Below are 17,976 nucleotides of genomic sequence, written 5' to 3'. Positions count from 1 at the left end.
GTCCTGATTAGGGCGCTTTTTTTATGACGATTAAATGGAATCAATAAGGACTTAATATGCAAATATGGATGAGTAGTGAATCAAGTAAAGAGGTATTAAATGAAGAGCAACTTACTCGATTACAATTAGCTCGAAATTATGTGGAAGAAATACTTAAGAAAGAGTTAAAAAATAAGTCATATGATTTCCCTTTAGATAGTTGGGATTGTATTACGGTAATGATGGGACCAAATGATTTTGGTGAGCGAGTCAAATATTCTGTAAAAAAAGAAGTATGGATTTTCGTTTAAAGATAGATCCTAGAGTATTTAATACAACAGATGATTTAGGTCGTCAAAAACTAATTTTTGTAATGCTGATGAGAAGTTTGGATTTACTTAAAGAAAAGTTTGAAAAAGTAAAACCAAAATTGGATGATCGTAATTATGAGGAATTAGAGCGACTTCGATCTGATGCTTTAGATGTTGCACGAAATGAGGGTTGGCTATAAAGTTCTTGCAAATATTCAGCTTAGACTCAACCTATACTCGACTTACTCTGAATCGAAATATTCGACGTTAACAACTTATGAATCGGGCAATTTCCGCTACTTTTAATAAACATTTATGCTGATCAGTGGTTCTTTATTGAAATTTAATAGATTGGGATATCGTGATGGAAAAAGAACTCGAACTTAATTCTTTTAATGAAATATTAAATAATGTCAAATCTTTATACTTTTTAAATTTGAACGTAGATAAAAGATTTTGGCAATACGCTGAATATGGTTTTTTGATTCGTTTTCTCCATGAAAGTTCAAAGATAAAGGAGCATAAAAAGAGAGTTGATAACTATTCTTCTCGATTACGTTCCTATTTTGATAAAGTAATTCAAAATAGACTTAAGCTAGATATAAATAAATCATCATTAAAATTAGAAGGGAAAATTTTAGCTTTCAATGTTCATTTAACCATGTTTGATAGTTTGAGTGAGGGTGAAACAGGTGGCTTTATCGATGGTTGTGATACTCCACCACCTGAATTTTGGATTCATTTTGATGGGGAAAATTTATATTCATTTATTCCAAATGAGTTCACAAATATTGTCGATCTAGCAATAGATATCTCTATGAGTGGCTCATTGGAATGGTACACGGATGTAATTGAAATTTAGTGTAATAGGTCTCTCATCCGATACTTAATTCACTCTCAATCGAAATATTCGACGTTAATAATTTATGCACAGGACAGCTTTCAGCTACTTTTAATAAACGTTTATGCTGATCTTCGGTAAATTCACCTTTTAAGATAATTTTACGTTCAATATTGTTTTGACCTGCTTCAGGTTCAGCATTGGGATTTAAAGCTAAATCGACCTGAACATGATTAAGCTTAATTCCTTTATGATTCGCATACATCTCTAAAGTAATGGTTGTACATGCACCTAAAGCAGACAAGAGTAACTGAATTGGATTTGGTGCTGTATCTTGGCCACCTTTATCTGCTGGTTCATCTGCATACCAAGTATGACCCGATGAATCCGTCAACGAAACGCGATAAGGTGTAGATGTACTGAGTGCTTGTGCTCTATGTGTCATGTTTTACCTTGTTATTTATCTTTAAAAACTAGATGAAAATATACCAATTGATCATGTTACTTATAAAATCAATTGTCCACTACCTAATGGTCTTATGATAATTGTGTTTGATATGTGCTGTAACGCTTTTATTGTTGCACGGATGAAACATATCGTTTTATAAAGAATAATGAATAAAAATACTTGATCTATAAACTATTACGTATATCAAACAAGGATACGAAAAATGCAATTTAAAACATTAAGCCTCGGTTTAGCTGCTGCTATCGCAAGTTCTGTAACATTAGCTGCGCCAGTAGACTATAAAATCGATCCAACACATACAGCAACAGTATTTAGCTGGAATCACTTTGGTTTCTCTACACCGAGTGCAAACTTCACTGATATTCAAGGTACAATTAAAGTTGATAATGCAAAACCTGCAAATTCATCTGTAGAAGTGACGATTCCTTTAAGCAGCGTAAATACCAATGTTGTTGCTTTGGACAAAGAATTTCAAGAAGAAGCTTGGTTTAATGCTGCAAAATATCCAAACATTACTTTTAAAAGTACTAAAGTAGAAACCAAAGACAAGAAACACTTCAAAATTACAGGTGATTTAACCGTTAAAGGTGTGACTAAGCCTGTGGTATTGGATGCTGTGCTGAATAAACAAGGCGAGCATCCAATGGCGAAAGTACCTGCGATTGGCTTCAATGCAACAACAAGTTTTAATCGCTCTGCATTCGGTATCGGTAACTATGTGCCTAATGTTGGTGACAAGATCACTGTGAATATTACGACTGAAGCAACTGCTGCGAAGTAATATTTAATAAATCAATTATTTATTGAAAAATCTCACGCTATCTATGGCGTGAGATTTTTAATTTTTTAGGCGTAGATCAGATACGATTTTCTACAAGTATTATGTTGTTGCATTAAATGCATCTGAATAGATGACATAGCCACTTGGTATGTAATCGGTAAAAGCAAGAATTTGAAAATACTCGGCTGGAACACCTTCTAAGATCAATCTAGTATCAGCCTTAAACCCAAATTTTCCATAATAATTAGGATCACCGAGTAATACGCATCCCTTTGCATTCAGTATCTTGATCTTATCCAAACCTTCTTTCATAAGTTTAGAGCCTACACCTTTTCCTTGATATTCAGGAAGAACGGAAATAGGACCTAAGCCATACCAATCTGTCGTACCATCGGAAATAGAAACAGGTGAAAATGCAATATGACCAATGATTTTCCCCTGAGTTTCAGCAACTAAAGAGACAGTTAGTTGTTTGGATTCACGAAGTGCATTGACGATAAATTGCTCTGTGTGGCTAGAATGTTCTACATCATTAAAAGCTTTTTGTGTTAAATCAAAAATTGCTTGGATGTCAGTGTTTTGTTCATCACGGATTTGAATATTCATTTTAATTGCCTATATGTTTTTAAATAACTGACGAAGCAAAATTATGTTGTTGCTTCATCAGGTGGTTGTTAAGGATGTTTATTGATTGTCGAGTTGAGGTCGTACGTTTCTAAGCCCATTCAAGTTGATTTGATAGGGTTGACCTTCCTGTGATTTGATCAAGCTTTTCTTTTTAAGTTTTCGAAAAACATCGAGTGTGCAGTCAGATAATACAAAACCTTCGCGGCTATAACATTCTACAGCGATGAGTTGTCCTGATTCATTTTTGAGTTTTACGATTTTTCCGCCTTTTGCTAAGACGTGTAAAGTCCTTTGTTCAGACTTGGATAGGTTCATGTTGGAATCCCAGATATAAGTAATCAAAAGCAAAGCTAGGCTTTTAGCCCGAAAAATTCGCGTTGATAACCCATTTCAATGTGCGATTGAAATATGGTTATCAGATTACTGCTATCTCCAACATAAAATCCTCAATGTAGATTGGATAAGAAATTTATATGGGAAATATATAATTGATTAAAAGAAAAGTAAATATTTATGTGAAGTTTACTTTATTATTAATAAGCTGATGACAATAATTGGTTTGATTTTATTGGTTAATTTATAATAAAGGCATTGAAACGTATCACTTGAATTTGATTATTAGGATAAGGCAAAGATGGATGATCAAAAATTTATACAGAAAGCAGTGGATTTAGCATTAGAAAATGCAAAATCAGGTGGTCGTCCTTTTGGGGCAGTGATTGTAAAAGATGGCAAAGTGATTGCTACGGGTGTGAATCAAATTAAACTCACCAACGATCCTACTGCACACGCAGAATTATCAGCATTGCGTGAAGCAGGAAAAGCTCTAGCCAGTCCAAATCTTGAAAACTGTGTTGTTTACGCGAGTGGGCAACCTTGTCCAATGTGTCTAGCTGCAATGCGTATGACGGGAATTAATTGTGTATTTTATGCATTTTCTAATCAAGATGCAGAGCCATTTGGTTTGTCTACTGAACATATTGCTCAAATATTACGAGTACCACCTGAAAGTCAGCAAGAATTTACTTTTGTTCAAGTCAAACCAAATCATAACCATGATTTATATGAAGTATGGCGAAACAAACAGATTGATTAAATCTATGAGCAAATTAGAAAACTAAATACTTTTATTTTTATTGTATTTATCCTTCAATGATAAATATGCAGGAACTGATCTTTTTGCCTGCCGACGTAGCATCATTTTGATATATAACACGAGGGCAAAACAAGCCGTCGCAATCGTTAACATAATGCTATTCATATAACTCATGATCGAGCTAATATAACCAATCGTTGCTAAACGCCGTTGCATACGCTCAACTTGAATACTCGATTCAATTCCAGTGATCGCCCATGTACATAAGTGTTCGCAATTATTGATAATCAAATGGTAATGATTCTCATGCATACGCGAGCGCATACGACGAACGATCGCTTTCGCCTTGTAACGAGGGGAATTATAATTTCTCGTATAAATCGGTTTTCCCCGAGCGAAGCGCTGAATTGACGTCATCTCAATTGGACGTTTTTTAAAAATATGGGCAAAACCTGAATAATGAATAACTCGTCCACGACCTGCATAAATACCGTGATGACTATAGCCAAAGTGTTTAACAATTAGGTGCGCACCGAGAGGGAAATGTCGCTGTGTTTGCTGCATACTCATACAAGACTATTGTATTTACAGATGTATTTTAATCAAAAAATATGAATCTATCGAGTGTATTTCAAGACTCATTTATACGATTATGTGTGGAGATTGTATCTATTCTTTTTATGTTGAAATACATTGTGGGACAATGAGGTTAGTCGATTTGAACAATATTAAATTATGCTAAAAAAATGGTTTATAGTCTCATTGGTCAGTATTGGTATGTCTCATATTTATGCGATGCAGCATCAAATAATTAAAGTAGACAATGTTTCATATGATGTAATTAAAGTAGACCATTTACAGCAACTCAGACTTTTCTTAAAAGATCCAAAGACTGCTCGTTATTATCAAAAATTTGCTCATATTCAAAAAGTGCTTTCAACATGTGAACAGTTAAGTTTTGCTATGAACGCAGGTATGTATCACCCTGATTTTCAACCTGTCGGTTTATATGTTGAAGAGGGTAAAGAAATTATTGAACTCAATGAAGCGCAAGGATTTGGTAATTTTTTTATGCAACCAAATGGCGTGCTTGCATGGAATGATAAATATGCTGTAATTAAAACAACGACAGATTATAAATCTATGAGATTTAAGCCACGGTTTGCTACGCAGTCTGGACCAATGTTGGTTTATAAAGGCCAAGTAAATAGCCAATTTTTAGCAGATTCAAATTCTCTTAAAATAAGAAATGGAGTCGGTGTTAGAAATAATCAGTTGTATTTTGTGATTTCACAACAACGAGTCAATTTTTATCAGTTTGCGCAATTCTTCAAACAAAATTTAAAAATTGATAATGCGTTGTATCTGGATGGTTCAATTTCAAGTTTATATTTATCCCAAACTAAACGCCATGACAAGACTTTTAATTTAGGTCCAATCGTTGCTGAAATTGCTCGAGAGAATTGTAATTAATCAACTTCTCATCTTCTATGCATTAGAAGATGAGAAGCACTTATTTTTATTGAATTGGCGTCTTGATAAGTGCAAGAAGCTCTTTGCGGCTATAGCCTCGGGAAATGAGGACTTTCTTTATACCTTTAATCACATCTTCATCTGTCGCTTTGACTAAAGCATCCAGTAGTTGTTCATTTGATTTGCAAGAACAATCATTTTCAACGCAAGAGGTTTGGTTCTTGTGTTCATTATATTGCTGATCTGCATTAAACAATTTCTGCCAAAAACTCATAGAGCCTTCATATACAACCTAACATAGATCGAAATATAGTCACTTTAAAATAAAATACAAGTCAGCTTAAGTGATAAAAGCAGCAGTTGAACTTCAGTTTTTTCGATGATTCTTTTTGTTTCTAACGAAATTATGACAGTTGAATGACTTGATCTTTGAAAAATATCATTTTTTCTAGTAAAAACTTTAAATAAAAATAGAGAGTTATGGAAACTCTCTATTTTTAATGGTTACTTTGAAATAATTTGTTTAAATCTTTTCGAGCAGTACACCAGATTCCACATGATGAGTAAAAGGGAATTGATCGAACATCGCAAACTTCACAATTCGATGTGTTTGAGCTAAGGTTTTTAAGTTGTCATGTAAGGTATCTGGGTTACATGAGATATAGAGAATACGCTCAAAGCCTTGTAGTAACTTCAAGGTTTCATCATCAATCCCCGCACGTGGTGGGTCAACAAATACCGTGTCAAAGTCATAGCTCTGAATGTCGATTTCAGCTTCCTGTAATCGTCTAAACTCACGTTCGCCTTGATACGCCTGAGTAAACTCTTCGGCAGATAAACGCGCCACCTGAATATTCTCAATCTGGTTTTGCTCAATGTTCCATTGCGCTGCGTAGACTGAAGATTTAGCAAGTTCAGTTGCAAGGACACGTTTAAATTTCAAAGAGAGTGGTAGAGTAAAGTTACCATTACCACAGTACAATTCTAGTAGATCTTTTTCAGAATTTTCCGCAGCATCACATGCCCACTCCAACATATGTTGGCACACTTGTGCATTGGGTTGTGTAAAGCTACTTTCAATTTGTTTGTATTTAAAAGTACGACCATGAACGTTGAGTTGTTCAACTACGTAGTCGTCACCAATAATCACTTTTTGGCCACGGCTACGCCCCATAATTTTAATCTTCAGCTTTTTTGCTAAAGCTTTCGCAGCGATTTCCCAATCTACATCTAAACGGCGATGATAAATTAAAGTCACCAACATTTCTCCGCTCAATGTGGCGAGGAAATCAGCTTCAAAAATACGTTGCGATAAAATAGGAATTGCTTTTAATTCTTCTAATAAACGTGGCATCAAATCATTGATGCTTTGATCCGCGATTGGAAACTTATCAACTCGTATAACTTCTTTTTGTTTACCATCTTCAGCACGTTCAAACATGGCATAGAACAAATCATCTTCGGTATGCCAGATACGAAATTCTGCGCGCATACGAAAGTGTTGTTCAGGTGATTGAAACACTTCTAAAGTTGGGGGATTGAACGGAGCGAATTGTGTGGTAATGCGTTCAACTTTCTCTTGAAGTTGCTGTTGATAAGATACGGTCATAAAAAGAAAGCTACAGCTGAAATCTAAAGCCGAATGGTATCAAAAAAATTAAGATCGACCTAGTTTTGTTATATTAAATATAAGAGTGAATCATAAATAAAGAAGTATTTAATTTAAACCAAGCAGGCTTTAATGTATTACTACCTGCTTTGATTCAGTTTTTAATATAAGCCTATAAATAATAACTGGTTTTAGTCATTAATTTTGATATAGCTGTCATGGTAATACGCACAGGTACAGGTAAATCAACACCTCCAGCCTTTAAGGCTGTCTCGCGGTGGTGTAATTCATCTTCATTCATTTGTTCTAAAATTTTACGTGAACGATCATCATGAGATGGAAGTTGTTGAATATGTTCCTGTAGATGTTGGCTGACTTGACGTTCCGTTTCAGCGACAAAACCTAAGCTATATTTGTCACCTGCAATACCTGCTATTGCGCCCATACCATAAGATAAACCATACCAAATTGGATTGAGTACGCTCGTATGACTGTCTAATTCTTTTAAACGCTCTTCACACCAAGCGAGATGATCTTGTTCTTCTATCGCAGCTTGTTGCATTTCTTCTCGAACATGGGGGAGTTTTGCAGTGAGCGCCTGACCGTGATAAAGCGCTTGTGCACAGACTTCGCCACTATGATTGACACGCATTAAACCTGCTACATGGCGAGCATCGCTAACACATAATTGTGAAGGTTCTGAATTTGCTGGATTAGATCGTTGAGCAGCAGTTGCCCCTGGCACTAAGCTACGAAGAGCCTGATCAAAAGAATTAATAAGTTTATCGATACCTGTAAAATGACGCATATATTAATCCTCTAAAGTATTGGGTGCATTTTCCAACAACGGTTTTAAACGCTTTAATAACCAAAATGAGAAAATTGCACTTAAAACTGCAGTAATCGTAAATAATATTTTAATATCAATTTTTAAAATGCTTAAGATTAAAATTGAGAAAACTGCAGAAGAAACCATAAATACAGCATTTAGAATATTATTTGCGGCTACCACACGCGCACGGTGAGAACGTGGTGAGTAAGCTTGCATCATTGCATATAGCGGTACAATATAAAATCCACCACTAATACCTAATAAAGTCACGGCAAGCATGACATGATAGTACACGGCACCTTGGGTAAAAATATCTTTTAAACTCAGTAAATCGCCAGTTCGCTCAGGAACAAAAGAGAGGCTCGCTGCTAAATACAAAGCAAAGATCGTTAACCCAATCGCACCGTAAGGTACCATTTTAATATTGATCTCTGTACCACCGATACGTCTACACAGTAATGAACCTACACCAATGCCAACAGAGAAAAAAGTGAGAAGTAGACTGACAACGTTTTCAGAAGCATGCAGGTTTTGTTGGGTCAATTGAGGAATTTGAGTTAAATAGGTTGCGCCATAAAACCAATACCAAGAATTACCGAGCAAAACAATAAATATGATTGGAAGGCTTTTAGCATATTTTAAAGTTTGAAAACTTGTACGAAAAAAATTCCAGTCAATTTGTAAATCTGGCGCTGAAACCTTTTGAGGTAAAATAAATCGGCTACATAAATAGCCTAAGCAAGCTATGATGACAACAGTGACACTAATCCACAATAAGTTTCCTTCCGATGATGCAATGACTGCACCTCCAAGAATCATCCCTAATAATATTGCGATCGATGTACCTGATTGGAAAAGTGCATTACCAGACATCAATTCTTCTTGTTTTAGAATTTCTGGTAAAATTGCATATTTGATTGGACCAAAACAAGTTGAATGCGTCCCCATCAGAAATAATGCAAAAAGTAGTAACCATAAATTTCCAAGCAAGAACCCCGCGGTTCCAATCAACATAATGATAATTTCTAATATTTTTATAAAGCGAATGAGTTGAGATCTTTCATATTTATCAGCAATTTGCCCAGCAGTTGCAGAAAAGAAAAAGTAAGGCAAGATAAATAATAAGGCAGCTAGATTATTGAGTGTACTGACGGGAGCACTTTGTTGCTGGATCCAACCATAAGTGATCACTAAAAGTAGAGCTTGCTTAAAAACATTGTCATTTAAGGCTCCAAAAAACTGAGTGAAAAACATCGGTGCAAACCGACGTGATGTCATTAAGCGCTCATCTTGTTTCATCGTGTGTTCACTTCATTGTGTTTTATAAAAAAATGTGACGTACTGTAAAAATGCTACAAAATGCATGTATGATACTTTCATATTTGATTGGATGAAAATCAAAGATTTGAAGTATTTTCACCAGTCACAAATGATAAATTAAAAATAAGTTTAGAGTTCTACATGTCATCTAAAGCTAATTTTAAACAGTTAACGTTGGTTCATTCTATGCATTTAATATTTAAAATGCAGAGCTTTCCTAAACTTATTTGTAGCACTTTTTTAATTACTTCTTGTATATCAGCTGCTTGTGCGCAAGAACAATTAACAGATACATCAAATAATAAAACCGTAGACCAACAGTCTTTGAATCAAGTTAAATCTGATCAAAGTACTGAGGATACATCAACTGTTTTATCAAGCAGTACAAATCAGCCTCTTGCTAATCAAGCCGAACAAGACAGCTTGATGGCACTAAAACAGCAAGAGCAATCTAATAATCAGATTAATGAATTAAAACCGATTCAGCTTGATGATAATTTAGAAAATTTGCCAGTTATCCCTGTTGATCAAACAATGGCGAATGAAATTTTTCGTGAGGCTGAGAGTGCAAAAAATGAGGCCCAAGCTTATCGAGAAAGTACGTCAAAAAATCCACCAACAGTTGTTAATGAGATTTCACAGCCTGAACTGATAGAAATTACTAAGGCTCCAGTGGATATTAATCGGCTGATGCAAGACATTCAAACCGACAGTAAGATTGTCGTTGAAGCAAATGAAACAGGTAGAACATTACCGGAGTTTCAAACACAAAGTGATCAGCCTAAAGAAAAAGTCGGGTTCTTTCGAAAAATATGGAATCGTTTTCACCCAGATAACTTAATGGGTGCAGAGAAAATCCCACGTATTACTGCTGATGTAACTGGTGCTCCTCCTGCGTTGGCTACAAATATAAAAGCAAAACTATCAAGTTTTACTCAAGAATCTTTTGAAGACTTTAACGTCGCTTTACCTCAGTTAAGAGTGTTGACCAATCAGGCTACACAAGCTGTAGGCTATTATAATGCCACGTATAAGTTTGAACGGGTAAGTGATAATAAAGTCAAAGTCATTGTCACACCGAATGAGCCGGTCCGTATTAAAGAGCAAAATATTGAATTTTCTGGTGCGGGTGAAAACTTGCCTCAATTCCAAGTTTTACGTTTGATCCCAGAACAAGACAAAGGGGACATTTTTAATCACGGTAAATATGAAACAACAAAAACAAAGATAGTGAATGCCGCATCAGATAACGGTTTTTTTGATAGTTATTGGCGTTTGCATGATGTCAAAATTAGCCAGCCAGAAAAAGTAGCTGAAATTAATCTAAAATATGAGACGGGTGAGCGATATAAACTTAAACAAGTTGAGTATCGTATGAGCGATCCAACTAAGCCATTGCCTTTAACTCAAAAAGTTTTAGATAGTTTGGCACCTTGGAAAGAGGGTGATGACTATGCATTTTGGCGTGTAAATGCCTTAGCAAATAACTTAACGAATACACGTTACTTTAATTACACATTGGTAGATACGATTAAACCTGATCCAGTTCAGCCTACTTTAGAGTTAGCGCCAGATCTTCAAGCTTTAGTCGATCAACAGAAAATCCAACAATCTCAATTGCTAAATAGTCAACAGAAAGCAGAATTGGCAAGACAAAAAGTAACGTCTGCACAAGAAGTAACACAAGATGTCGTTGATGAAACGCAATTTTCTGGAGGGCAAGCCCCTCAAGCCTATGCTTTAGCACGCTCTATGCCTTTATCACATGAACATGATGATGACGAAGATGAACGCCAAAAATTAGAGGAGCAAACGAGAATTGAGAAAAAAATTCCAGTCGTAGTAACGCTTAATGCAGATCGTTTGAATAGTTTAGAAACTGGTATTGGTTATGGTACAGACACGGGTGCTCGTGTACGTAGTCAATACAGACGAGCGATTGTGAATAAATATGGTCATGCATTTGATGCCAATATTGAAGTGTCGCAAATTCGTCAATCTATAGATGGGCGATACAGCATTCCTTATAAGCATCCACTCAACGATTACTTTAACCTTGTGGGTGGTTACGAGCGTGAAGAACGTAATGACATTGGCCCAGATATTAATTTATTGGTTGAGTCTGCTGTTTTAGGCGGTGAACGTGTTATTAAAAATCCTTTGGGTGATTGGCAACATATCATTGGTTTACGTTACCGTTTAGATCGTCTAACTAAAAAAGGTGATATTGATATCAATGAATTACCTGACGCTTTTAAAGTATCTGGGATTGATTCGGAACAAGAATCCTTGTTATTTGGATATGAACTTTCTAAGACCAATAGTAATTCTCGTTTGAATCCAACCAAAGGTTTTAAGCAAACTTACAAGCTTGAATTAGGAACAGAATCATTATTATCAAATGCTAATATGGCAATTTTGACAGGTGGATGGCGTTTTATTTATTCATTGGGTGAAAATGAAAATCACCAATTTGTAGGTCGAGCTGACACAAGTTATATTTTCACAGATGATTTTAATAAAGTGCCTTATAACCTCCGTTTCTTTACAGGTGGAGACCAGTCCTTACGCGGTTTCGATTACAAAAGCCTTTCACCAGAGGAGAACGGTTTTAAAATCGGTGGACAAGCTTTAGGCGTAGGATCTTTAGAGTACAATTATCAGTTTAAAGATGGTTGGCGAGCAGCAATTTTCTCTGATTTTGGTAATGCCTATGACAAACAGTTTAGTAACCCAACCGAATATAGTATTGGGGTGGGTATCCGTTGGAAATCACCAATAGGACCAATACGGCTTGATGTGGCATCTGGTATTTCCAATGACAATAACCCGATCCGATTACATTTTTTCATCGGCTCACAGCTTTAATAATTTAAAAACATCCTTTAGAAAAGCTCAAACAATTTTAGGTTGATTATGACGGAAGTAGAACCGCAACTAACGCTACCAGTTGGACCAAGATCAAAACGACGCATCATGAGAAGTGTTGCGTTAATTTTGTCGATCATACTTTTGTTATTGGTTAGCTCTTTAATCGTTATGATTTCTACCGACAAAGGCAGTCGTTTTTTATTAGATCGGGTACTGCAAAGCCAAAAAATGATTCGTTATGAATATGAAGGTGGAAATTTACTCAGAGGAATCATCCTTAAGAATGTTTTAGTACAATTAAAAGCTGTAGATGTTTCTTTGGATCGCGCTGATGTTTCTCTTGGTTGGCGCGCAATCTTAAATAAAGAAATACATTTAAGTCATGCTGATGTACGTAATCTGAAAGTGATCAACAAAAAACCGCCTTCAGGTAAACCATTTGCCTTTGATGCAATCAAACTTCCATTTGTATTGCGTGTAGATGAAGCAACTCTTGATCATCTTGAGATTAAAACTCAAACATCGAAAGTTGGTTTTAATGATATTTACTTGAAAGATGCTCTATGGTCTGGAACCAAATTAGAGTTTAAGGACTCTAAAATGGATATGGGATATCTAGCAGTCCAACATGCAACAGGGAAAATGGATTTTAGTGGTAAATATCCAATTAATGCGAAAGCAGATCTAATTATTCCATCGTTAAAAAGTTTAAATATTCATACTATTAAAGTTGTTGCAGCGGGATCTTTAGATACATTAAAAGCAGGTATCGCAACACAGACTCCAGATTTATTAACGGGTTGGGCTGTTATACATCCAGTACGTGATCACGTACCGATGCAAGGCGAACTGCTTTTTAAAAATTATCATTTACCTTTGTTGCAAGAACAGAAATTATTTGCCAAAGATGGTGTTGCAAGATTTAGCGGTGATATTCAGAAATTGGTTCTAAATCTAGATACCGATTTGAAAGGTGAGCAAATCCCCGAAGGTAAATACAATGCTTTAATGGAGACAGATCTAAAGAATCAATTGAATATTCAAGATTTTAATGGTCAATTAATGGGTGGATCTATTGCGCTCAAAGGTTTAGTCAATTGGCATGAGCATGTTTCATGGGATATTAAAGGTCGTTTGGATCATTTAAATCCTAAAGATAAAACTGTTCCGCAAATCGCACAGGATTTTTTACCACCGAATTTAGATGCTAAGTTAAGTTCATCCGGATCTTTGGAAAAAGGTTTGGCTTTAAGTGCACAGCTTGCTTTTGATAAATATGAAACTTGGGCTGTTAAACTCAATCAAGCTGCATCGAAAGATCACAAACCGCAGCCGATGCTATTAAATGTGGCATGGAAAAATATAGATCGAGCAGTCCCTTATATTGGTTGGTTGAGTAGCGAAGACGGTCATACCGACATCGCCTTAAAACAAGGTCAACAAGATATCTATGTTTCTACAACAGTGAAACCTCATGAGAAAGCATTATTACCAACAGGTAAATATGATGCCCGTCTTGATATAAAATCAAATCTGCTGAATGTTGAAAACTTTCGTTATCAGGCTGTGAAAGGGAGTTTGTCTGGGCAAGCAAAAGTTAAATTACCTACTGAAAAGCAACAGTTAGCGTGGCAGGCTCAGCTTAAAGCTGAGAATTTCAATCCACAAACAGTTGTTGCTACTGCACCTGTTAATCTATTAAATGGCGATATTAAAGCAACCGGTTTTGCAAAACCGAATCAACAGATCATTCAACTTGATCGTATTGATTTAAAAGGTCAAATTGTTCAGTCAGATCGTATAGAAACCGTTGCATTAAAAGGCAAAAGTACAGCCGCTTTAATGTTTAATGATCAGAAGTCTGGTGGAGGTTTTAAAAGTTTTGCAGTTGATTACGACGGTTCATTAAATGCATTAAATCAAGGCAATGGATTGTTGAAAATCAAAGTGGCAGGAACACCAGAATATATAAAAATTAATGAGTTAAAACATGATGGTGTGGCAGGTAAGATTTTTGCTACAGGTGCTGTGAACCTAAAAGATAAACTTGGTTGGGATATCAATGCATCTTTAGTGCGCTTCAAACCACAGTATTTTGTTTCAACTCTTAAAGGTGAACTCTCAGGCCATGTTAAAACACAAGGTGTTTGGTCTGAAAAGCTGAAGCGTATCGATATTCGGGATTTAAACGCGGCAGGTTTTCTTAATAATAAACCTGTTCGTGGTCGTGGTAACCTTACTTTGTTGTTAGACTCCAATCAGAAAGGTTTTTTACCACAACAGTTTGAAGCCAATAACTTATTTTTTGCCTATGCTCAGAACCAGTTACAAGCCACAGGCAATGCACAAAGTTTAAGAGTGAAACTGAATGCTCCAGCCCTGTATGAGCTTTATCCGGGTTTGCAAGGTCGTGCCTACGGCGTTTTAAACGTTCAATCACAACCACGTTTAAAAGCAACAGCAAATATTGCCGTAGATAATTTTGCATTTAATGAATTGGCGAGTATTCGATCTTTACGTATTCAAGGTGAATTGCCTACTTCTGAAGCAACACCTACATTATTAGTTGCCAAAGTTGATCATTTACGTAGTGGTAATCGTGAAATAGAAAATGCAACGATTAACTTAGGTGGTACGCGCAAAGCACATGTATTAAAAGTTGAAAGTAATAATCGCCAATCTAATTTTTATGTACAGCTTGCAGGTGGTTTCAATCAGAATAATGAATGGTTAGGACAATTACAAAAAGGTCACTTTAAATCACGCCGTATTGATTTAGTACAAAATCAAAGCGCAGCTATCATTTATTCTACAGCCCAGTCTGAACTTTATATTGGACAGCATTGTTGGCAAAGTCTGCATAGTCAGGTTTGTTTAGATCAATCGGCACGTATTAGCCAAAATAAAGGGAATTTTTCAGTTGTTACCAAAAATCTAGATTTAAATGATTTTGCGGTATTTATGCCTGAAGGTTTAGCAGTTACTGGTCAACTGAATGGTTATGCTCGAGCTTCGTGGGCTAAAGGTAGTCGCCCAAAACTGGATGCAAGTTTAGTCACTCGTAAAGGTGAAATAGGTCTTGCGCCTGATGATCCTCAAGATATTGCGACCACAGTCACCTATGATGAATTGAGCTTAATCGCGAAAAGTGTCAATGATGGCTTGTTATTGCGTGTGGATATGAAAACACCAGACATTGGTACAGGTTACGCTAACGTGATCGTGAATCCATTTCAAAATGGAATGCCAATGCGTGGTGAAGTTGCTTTTGATGATGTACAACTCAAAGTATTCAAGCCATTTATTAAAGATGTACGTTCAATGGCGGGTACATTAGCTCTTGCTGGAAAAATTAATGGCACACTGACTCAACCACAATTTACAGGTGAAATGCGCTTAAAAAATGGTGCAATTAGTATGATTTCACTGCCTGTAAATCTAAACAACATTCAGCTTTATTCGTCTATTCGACAAGATTCAGCAAGTATTGATGGTGCGTTCAACAGTGGACAAGGTGTTGGGCGATTAAAAGGTAGCTTCGATTGGAAAGAAGATCCTCATCTCGCGCTTAGTTTGAAAGGTGATAATCTTTTAATTCGACAAGCGCCGATGATTACCGCGATCGTGCAACCAGATTTAAATTTGGATGTTTACCCATTTAAACAACAATTGAGTTTAAGAGGAACGATTGATGTACCACGTGCTCGTATTTCTATGCCAGAGACTACCGCACCAGTTGTAAATATTTCACCAGATGTACGAGTCGTACAGCAAGGGCAAGATTTACTTGCGACATTGAAAGCAGCTAAACCGTGGGATATTCGCGCGGATATGACACTGACATTGGGCAATCAAGTGATTTTCCAAGGTTTTGAAAGTAATATTCCATTGGTTGGTCGCTTGCATTTATCACAACGTGGGTTAGAAACTGCAATGCGAGCAAATGGTGCAATTGGTGTGAGTCAGAAAGTGAAGATTGAAGCTTATGGTCAAAGCTTAGATTTGAACCGAGCAATCGCACGTTTTAATGGTCCACTTGCGAATCCAACACTTGATATTGATGCGAATAAATCAGTCCAAGGTAGTATGGTTGGTTTACGTGTGACTGGGACAGCAACAGTTCCAAATGTTCAAATTTATAATGATGCAGGTCTATCTGAACAAGAAGCATTGAATGCATTGGTCACAGGTCGTATCAATGAAGGGAGTAGCGGCCTAAGTAATACAGAAGGTTTTAAATCTGATGTAAACAATACCATTGCAGCGGCAGGCATTAGTATGGGCTTAGGAGGAACGCGCGCGTTAACGAATCAAATAGGTCGAACATTTGGTCTCAGTGGTTTAGCACTTGATGCACAGGGTACAGGTGATGACACTCAAGTGAGTTTAACGGGCTATATCACGCCAGACCTGTTTATTCGTTATGGCATAGGCGTATTTACACCTGTAAATAAATTGACCTTGCGTTATCAAATGAATCGCCGTTTATACTTAGAAGCAAGTCAATCTTTAGAGAGAGCCATTGACGTATTCTACAACTGGCGTTTTTAAAGCTTTTTTAGAAAACCTGTTTTATGAAAATAAAGCAGGTTTTTTTATGCTGAGTATTTTTAAAAATATGCTAAAATAAAAATAAGCTATTGAAAAATATATAGATTAATGACATTTTTTGGAGAGAGTGGATGAAACCTGTCACTTTAAGTCAACTTTTGGCAACTATAGGCTTAATATTGCTCAGCTTTACATTCCAAGTACATGCAAAAGAGTATTATAAATGGGTCGATTCGAAAGGGGTAACGACTTATTCTGCAACACCACCGCCCACTCAGAAGCAAGATCCTCAACTTGATCCAACTAAAAAAAATATAAATGCAACAGTGACAACTCCCAGTGCGATAAATGTTTCCGTGACCAATAACAAAGAACAAAAAAATGTTCCAACGGTAACAACACAAACTGCGAAATCAGCAGGTACTACTACTGCAACCTCAAATGCAACCATTACAGTCGCGAGTGAAGCACTGATCCCTGTGAAGAATTGCAATGGTGTAAGATGTTGGGATGCGAAAAGCAAACCTTATAATTTGGTTGCAGGCACAACATATCTTTCTTCTACAGGCGGTAAATGTCAGAAAATGGGTAATAGCATGCGATGCAGTAAATGATTTGTATTATTTTATTGCAGCTCATACGGATTTAAACGCTTCTTTTTGCAAAATGAACAACTTTCAGTATGATGTGTGCATCAAATTAATCGCAGTACGATGATGAAAAAAGTTTTTTTGATTGCAATAGGTTTGGTGTTAGTTGGTTGTGCAGATAAAAAGCAATTAACTCCAGCAGAACAGTGGCATGGTTATTGTGTCAGTGTGGGCAATGCAGCACGTTCAATTACTTTAGACCGTCAAAATGGCATTGAACAAAAGCAAGCAAAAGAACATGCAGATAAAATTGAAGATGAAACAACACGTAAATTTATCTTTGAAATTATTGAAACGGTATATGCAATGCCAATCGATCAACTGAAGGCGAATCCTGATGCAGAACGTGAACAGTTGAAACAGAAATTTACTGAACAATGCTTGGCTACACCACATGATCAGCTACCAAAGTATAAATCATTTTAATAGGTTCATTTGAAAGACAACATCAGTTGTCTTTTTTTATGCATGTAATTTGTTGTTTTATTAAGCTTTGATCTAAGACCAAAGCGGTATTCAAAAGAGACGAACATTTCGCTATAAAATAATGGGCATCACGTAGAAAT

Annotated in this window: 18 protein-coding genes and 1 pseudogene; 10 read left to right on the top strand and 9 right to left on the bottom strand. The window is 36.2% G+C overall.

All coding sequences use genetic code 11. The features are described from left to right. The first annotated feature begins 56 nt into the window (after positions 1–56). Both AC0JIQ_RS09205 and AC0JIQ_RS09200 read left to right on the top strand, forming a co-directional pair. Positions 57–290 (top strand): hypothetical protein, encoded by a 234-nt coding sequence (locus AC0JIQ_RS09205; RefSeq protein WP_474201449.1) that lies wholly within the window; start codon positions 57–59, stop codon positions 288–290. After that, positions 275–490, top strand: coding sequence for a hypothetical protein (locus AC0JIQ_RS09200; protein WP_474201448.1), 216 nt, complete (start codon positions 275–277; stop codon positions 488–490). Before AC0JIQ_RS09205 ends, AC0JIQ_RS09200 begins: the two co-directional genes overlap by 16 nt. 26 nt (positions 491–516) lie before the next feature. Here AC0JIQ_RS09200 and AC0JIQ_RS09195 read toward each other — a convergent pair. Further along, positions 517–620: pseudogene (locus tag AC0JIQ_RS09195) on the bottom strand (OsmC family protein); the annotation flags it as partial. Positions 621–654: 34 nt separating this feature from the next. On the opposite strand from AC0JIQ_RS09195, the gene AC0JIQ_RS09190 reads away from it, so the two are divergent. Next, entirely contained in the window at positions 655–1,152 is a 498-nt protein-coding gene (locus tag AC0JIQ_RS09190) for a hypothetical protein (RefSeq protein WP_474201447.1), read from the top strand. 13 nt (positions 1,153–1,165) lie between these two features. On the opposite strand, the gene AC0JIQ_RS09185 is transcribed toward AC0JIQ_RS09190, so the two are convergent. Then, the gene (locus AC0JIQ_RS09185; RefSeq protein ID WP_474201446.1) at positions 1,166–1,576 is read right to left on the bottom strand and encodes an OsmC family protein; all 411 of its coding nucleotides are present in this window, start codon (positions 1,574–1,576) and stop codon (positions 1,166–1,168) included. A 226-nt stretch (positions 1,577–1,802) separates the two neighbouring features. On the opposite strand from AC0JIQ_RS09185, the gene AC0JIQ_RS09180 reads away from it, so the two are divergent. After that, positions 1,803–2,381, top strand: a complete 579-nt coding sequence (locus tag AC0JIQ_RS09180) for a YceI family protein (RefSeq protein ID WP_288402184.1) — start codon at positions 1,803–1,805, stop codon at positions 2,379–2,381. 99 nt (positions 2,382–2,480) lie between these two features. On the opposite strand, the gene AC0JIQ_RS09175 is transcribed toward AC0JIQ_RS09180, so the two are convergent. Next, the gene (locus tag AC0JIQ_RS09175) at positions 2,481–2,987 is read right to left on the bottom strand and encodes a GNAT family N-acetyltransferase (protein ID WP_474201445.1); all 507 of its coding nucleotides are present in this window, start codon (positions 2,985–2,987) and stop codon (positions 2,481–2,483) included. 78 nt (positions 2,988–3,065) lie between these two features. Then, positions 3,066–3,323 (bottom strand): YjhX family toxin, encoded by a 258-nt coding sequence (locus tag AC0JIQ_RS09170; protein WP_474201444.1) that lies wholly within the window; start codon positions 3,321–3,323, stop codon positions 3,066–3,068. Between the two features lie 319 nt (positions 3,324–3,642). Here AC0JIQ_RS09170 and AC0JIQ_RS09165 point away from each other — a divergent pair, with 319 nt between their 5' ends. Next, positions 3,643–4,104 (top strand): nucleoside deaminase, encoded by a 462-nt coding sequence (locus AC0JIQ_RS09165; protein ID WP_474201443.1) that lies wholly within the window; start codon positions 3,643–3,645, stop codon positions 4,102–4,104. Positions 4,105–4,125: 21 nt separating this feature from the next. Here the strand turns inward: AC0JIQ_RS09165 and AC0JIQ_RS09160 are convergent, their stop codons facing one another. Continuing rightward, the gene (locus AC0JIQ_RS09160) at positions 4,126–4,668 is read right to left on the bottom strand and encodes a lecithin retinol acyltransferase family protein (protein WP_034601293.1); all 543 of its coding nucleotides are present in this window, start codon (positions 4,666–4,668) and stop codon (positions 4,126–4,128) included. Positions 4,669–4,839: 171 nt separating this feature from the next. On the opposite strand from AC0JIQ_RS09160, the gene AC0JIQ_RS09155 reads away from it, so the two are divergent. Continuing rightward, complete coding sequence (locus tag AC0JIQ_RS09155) at positions 4,840–5,577, top strand: phosphodiester glycosidase family protein (protein ID WP_474201442.1); 738 nt, start codon at positions 4,840–4,842, stop codon at positions 5,575–5,577. 46 nt (positions 5,578–5,623) lie between these two features. On the opposite strand, the gene AC0JIQ_RS09150 is transcribed toward AC0JIQ_RS09155, so the two are convergent. The 4 genes from AC0JIQ_RS09150 to AC0JIQ_RS09135 form a co-directional block, all read right to left on the bottom strand. After that, complete coding sequence (locus tag AC0JIQ_RS09150; RefSeq protein ID WP_004661846.1) at positions 5,624–5,851, bottom strand: hypothetical protein; 228 nt, start codon at positions 5,849–5,851, stop codon at positions 5,624–5,626. A 249-nt stretch (positions 5,852–6,100) separates the two neighbouring features. Next, positions 6,101–7,186 (bottom strand): tRNA (uridine(54)-C5)-methyltransferase TrmA, encoded by a 1,086-nt coding sequence (trmA, locus tag AC0JIQ_RS09145; RefSeq protein WP_474201441.1) that lies wholly within the window; start codon positions 7,184–7,186, stop codon positions 6,101–6,103. 172 nt (positions 7,187–7,358) lie between these two features. Beyond that, positions 7,359–7,994, bottom strand: a complete 636-nt coding sequence (gene coq7, locus AC0JIQ_RS09140; RefSeq protein ID WP_004661849.1) for a 2-polyprenyl-3-methyl-6-methoxy-1,4-benzoquinone monooxygenase — start codon at positions 7,992–7,994, stop codon at positions 7,359–7,361. Between the two features lie 3 nt (positions 7,995–7,997). Next, the gene (locus AC0JIQ_RS09135) at positions 7,998–9,317 is read right to left on the bottom strand and encodes an MFS transporter (RefSeq protein ID WP_474201440.1); all 1,320 of its coding nucleotides are present in this window, start codon (positions 9,315–9,317) and stop codon (positions 7,998–8,000) included. A gap of 162 nt (positions 9,318–9,479) precedes the next feature. On the opposite strand from AC0JIQ_RS09135, the gene AC0JIQ_RS09130 reads away from it, so the two are divergent. The 4 genes from AC0JIQ_RS09130 to AC0JIQ_RS09115 all read left to right on the top strand — a co-directional run bounded on the left by AC0JIQ_RS09130 (position 9,480) and on the right by AC0JIQ_RS09115 (position 17,836). Continuing rightward, a complete protein-coding gene (locus AC0JIQ_RS09130) occupies positions 9,480–12,206 on the top strand; it encodes an autotransporter assembly complex protein TamA (protein ID WP_474201439.1) in 2,727 nt (908 codons plus the stop codon). Between the two features lie 48 nt (positions 12,207–12,254). Further along, complete coding sequence (locus AC0JIQ_RS09125; protein WP_474201438.1) at positions 12,255–16,760, top strand: translocation/assembly module TamB domain-containing protein; 4,506 nt, start codon at positions 12,255–12,257, stop codon at positions 16,758–16,760. Positions 16,761–16,891: 131 nt separating this feature from the next. Further along, the gene (locus AC0JIQ_RS09120) at positions 16,892–17,374 is read left to right on the top strand and encodes a DUF4124 domain-containing protein (RefSeq protein WP_474201437.1); all 483 of its coding nucleotides are present in this window, start codon (positions 16,892–16,894) and stop codon (positions 17,372–17,374) included. A gap of 102 nt (positions 17,375–17,476) precedes the next feature. Beyond that, positions 17,477–17,836 (top strand): hypothetical protein, encoded by a 360-nt coding sequence (locus AC0JIQ_RS09115; RefSeq protein ID WP_005160491.1) that lies wholly within the window; start codon positions 17,477–17,479, stop codon positions 17,834–17,836. The last annotated feature ends 140 nt before the right edge of the window (positions 17,837–17,976 follow it).

Source organism: Acinetobacter sp. FB (genome assembly GCF_056033405.1).
Note: the sequence above shows the minus strand (reverse complement) of the source record. Positions and strands in the feature narration are given on the sequence as shown.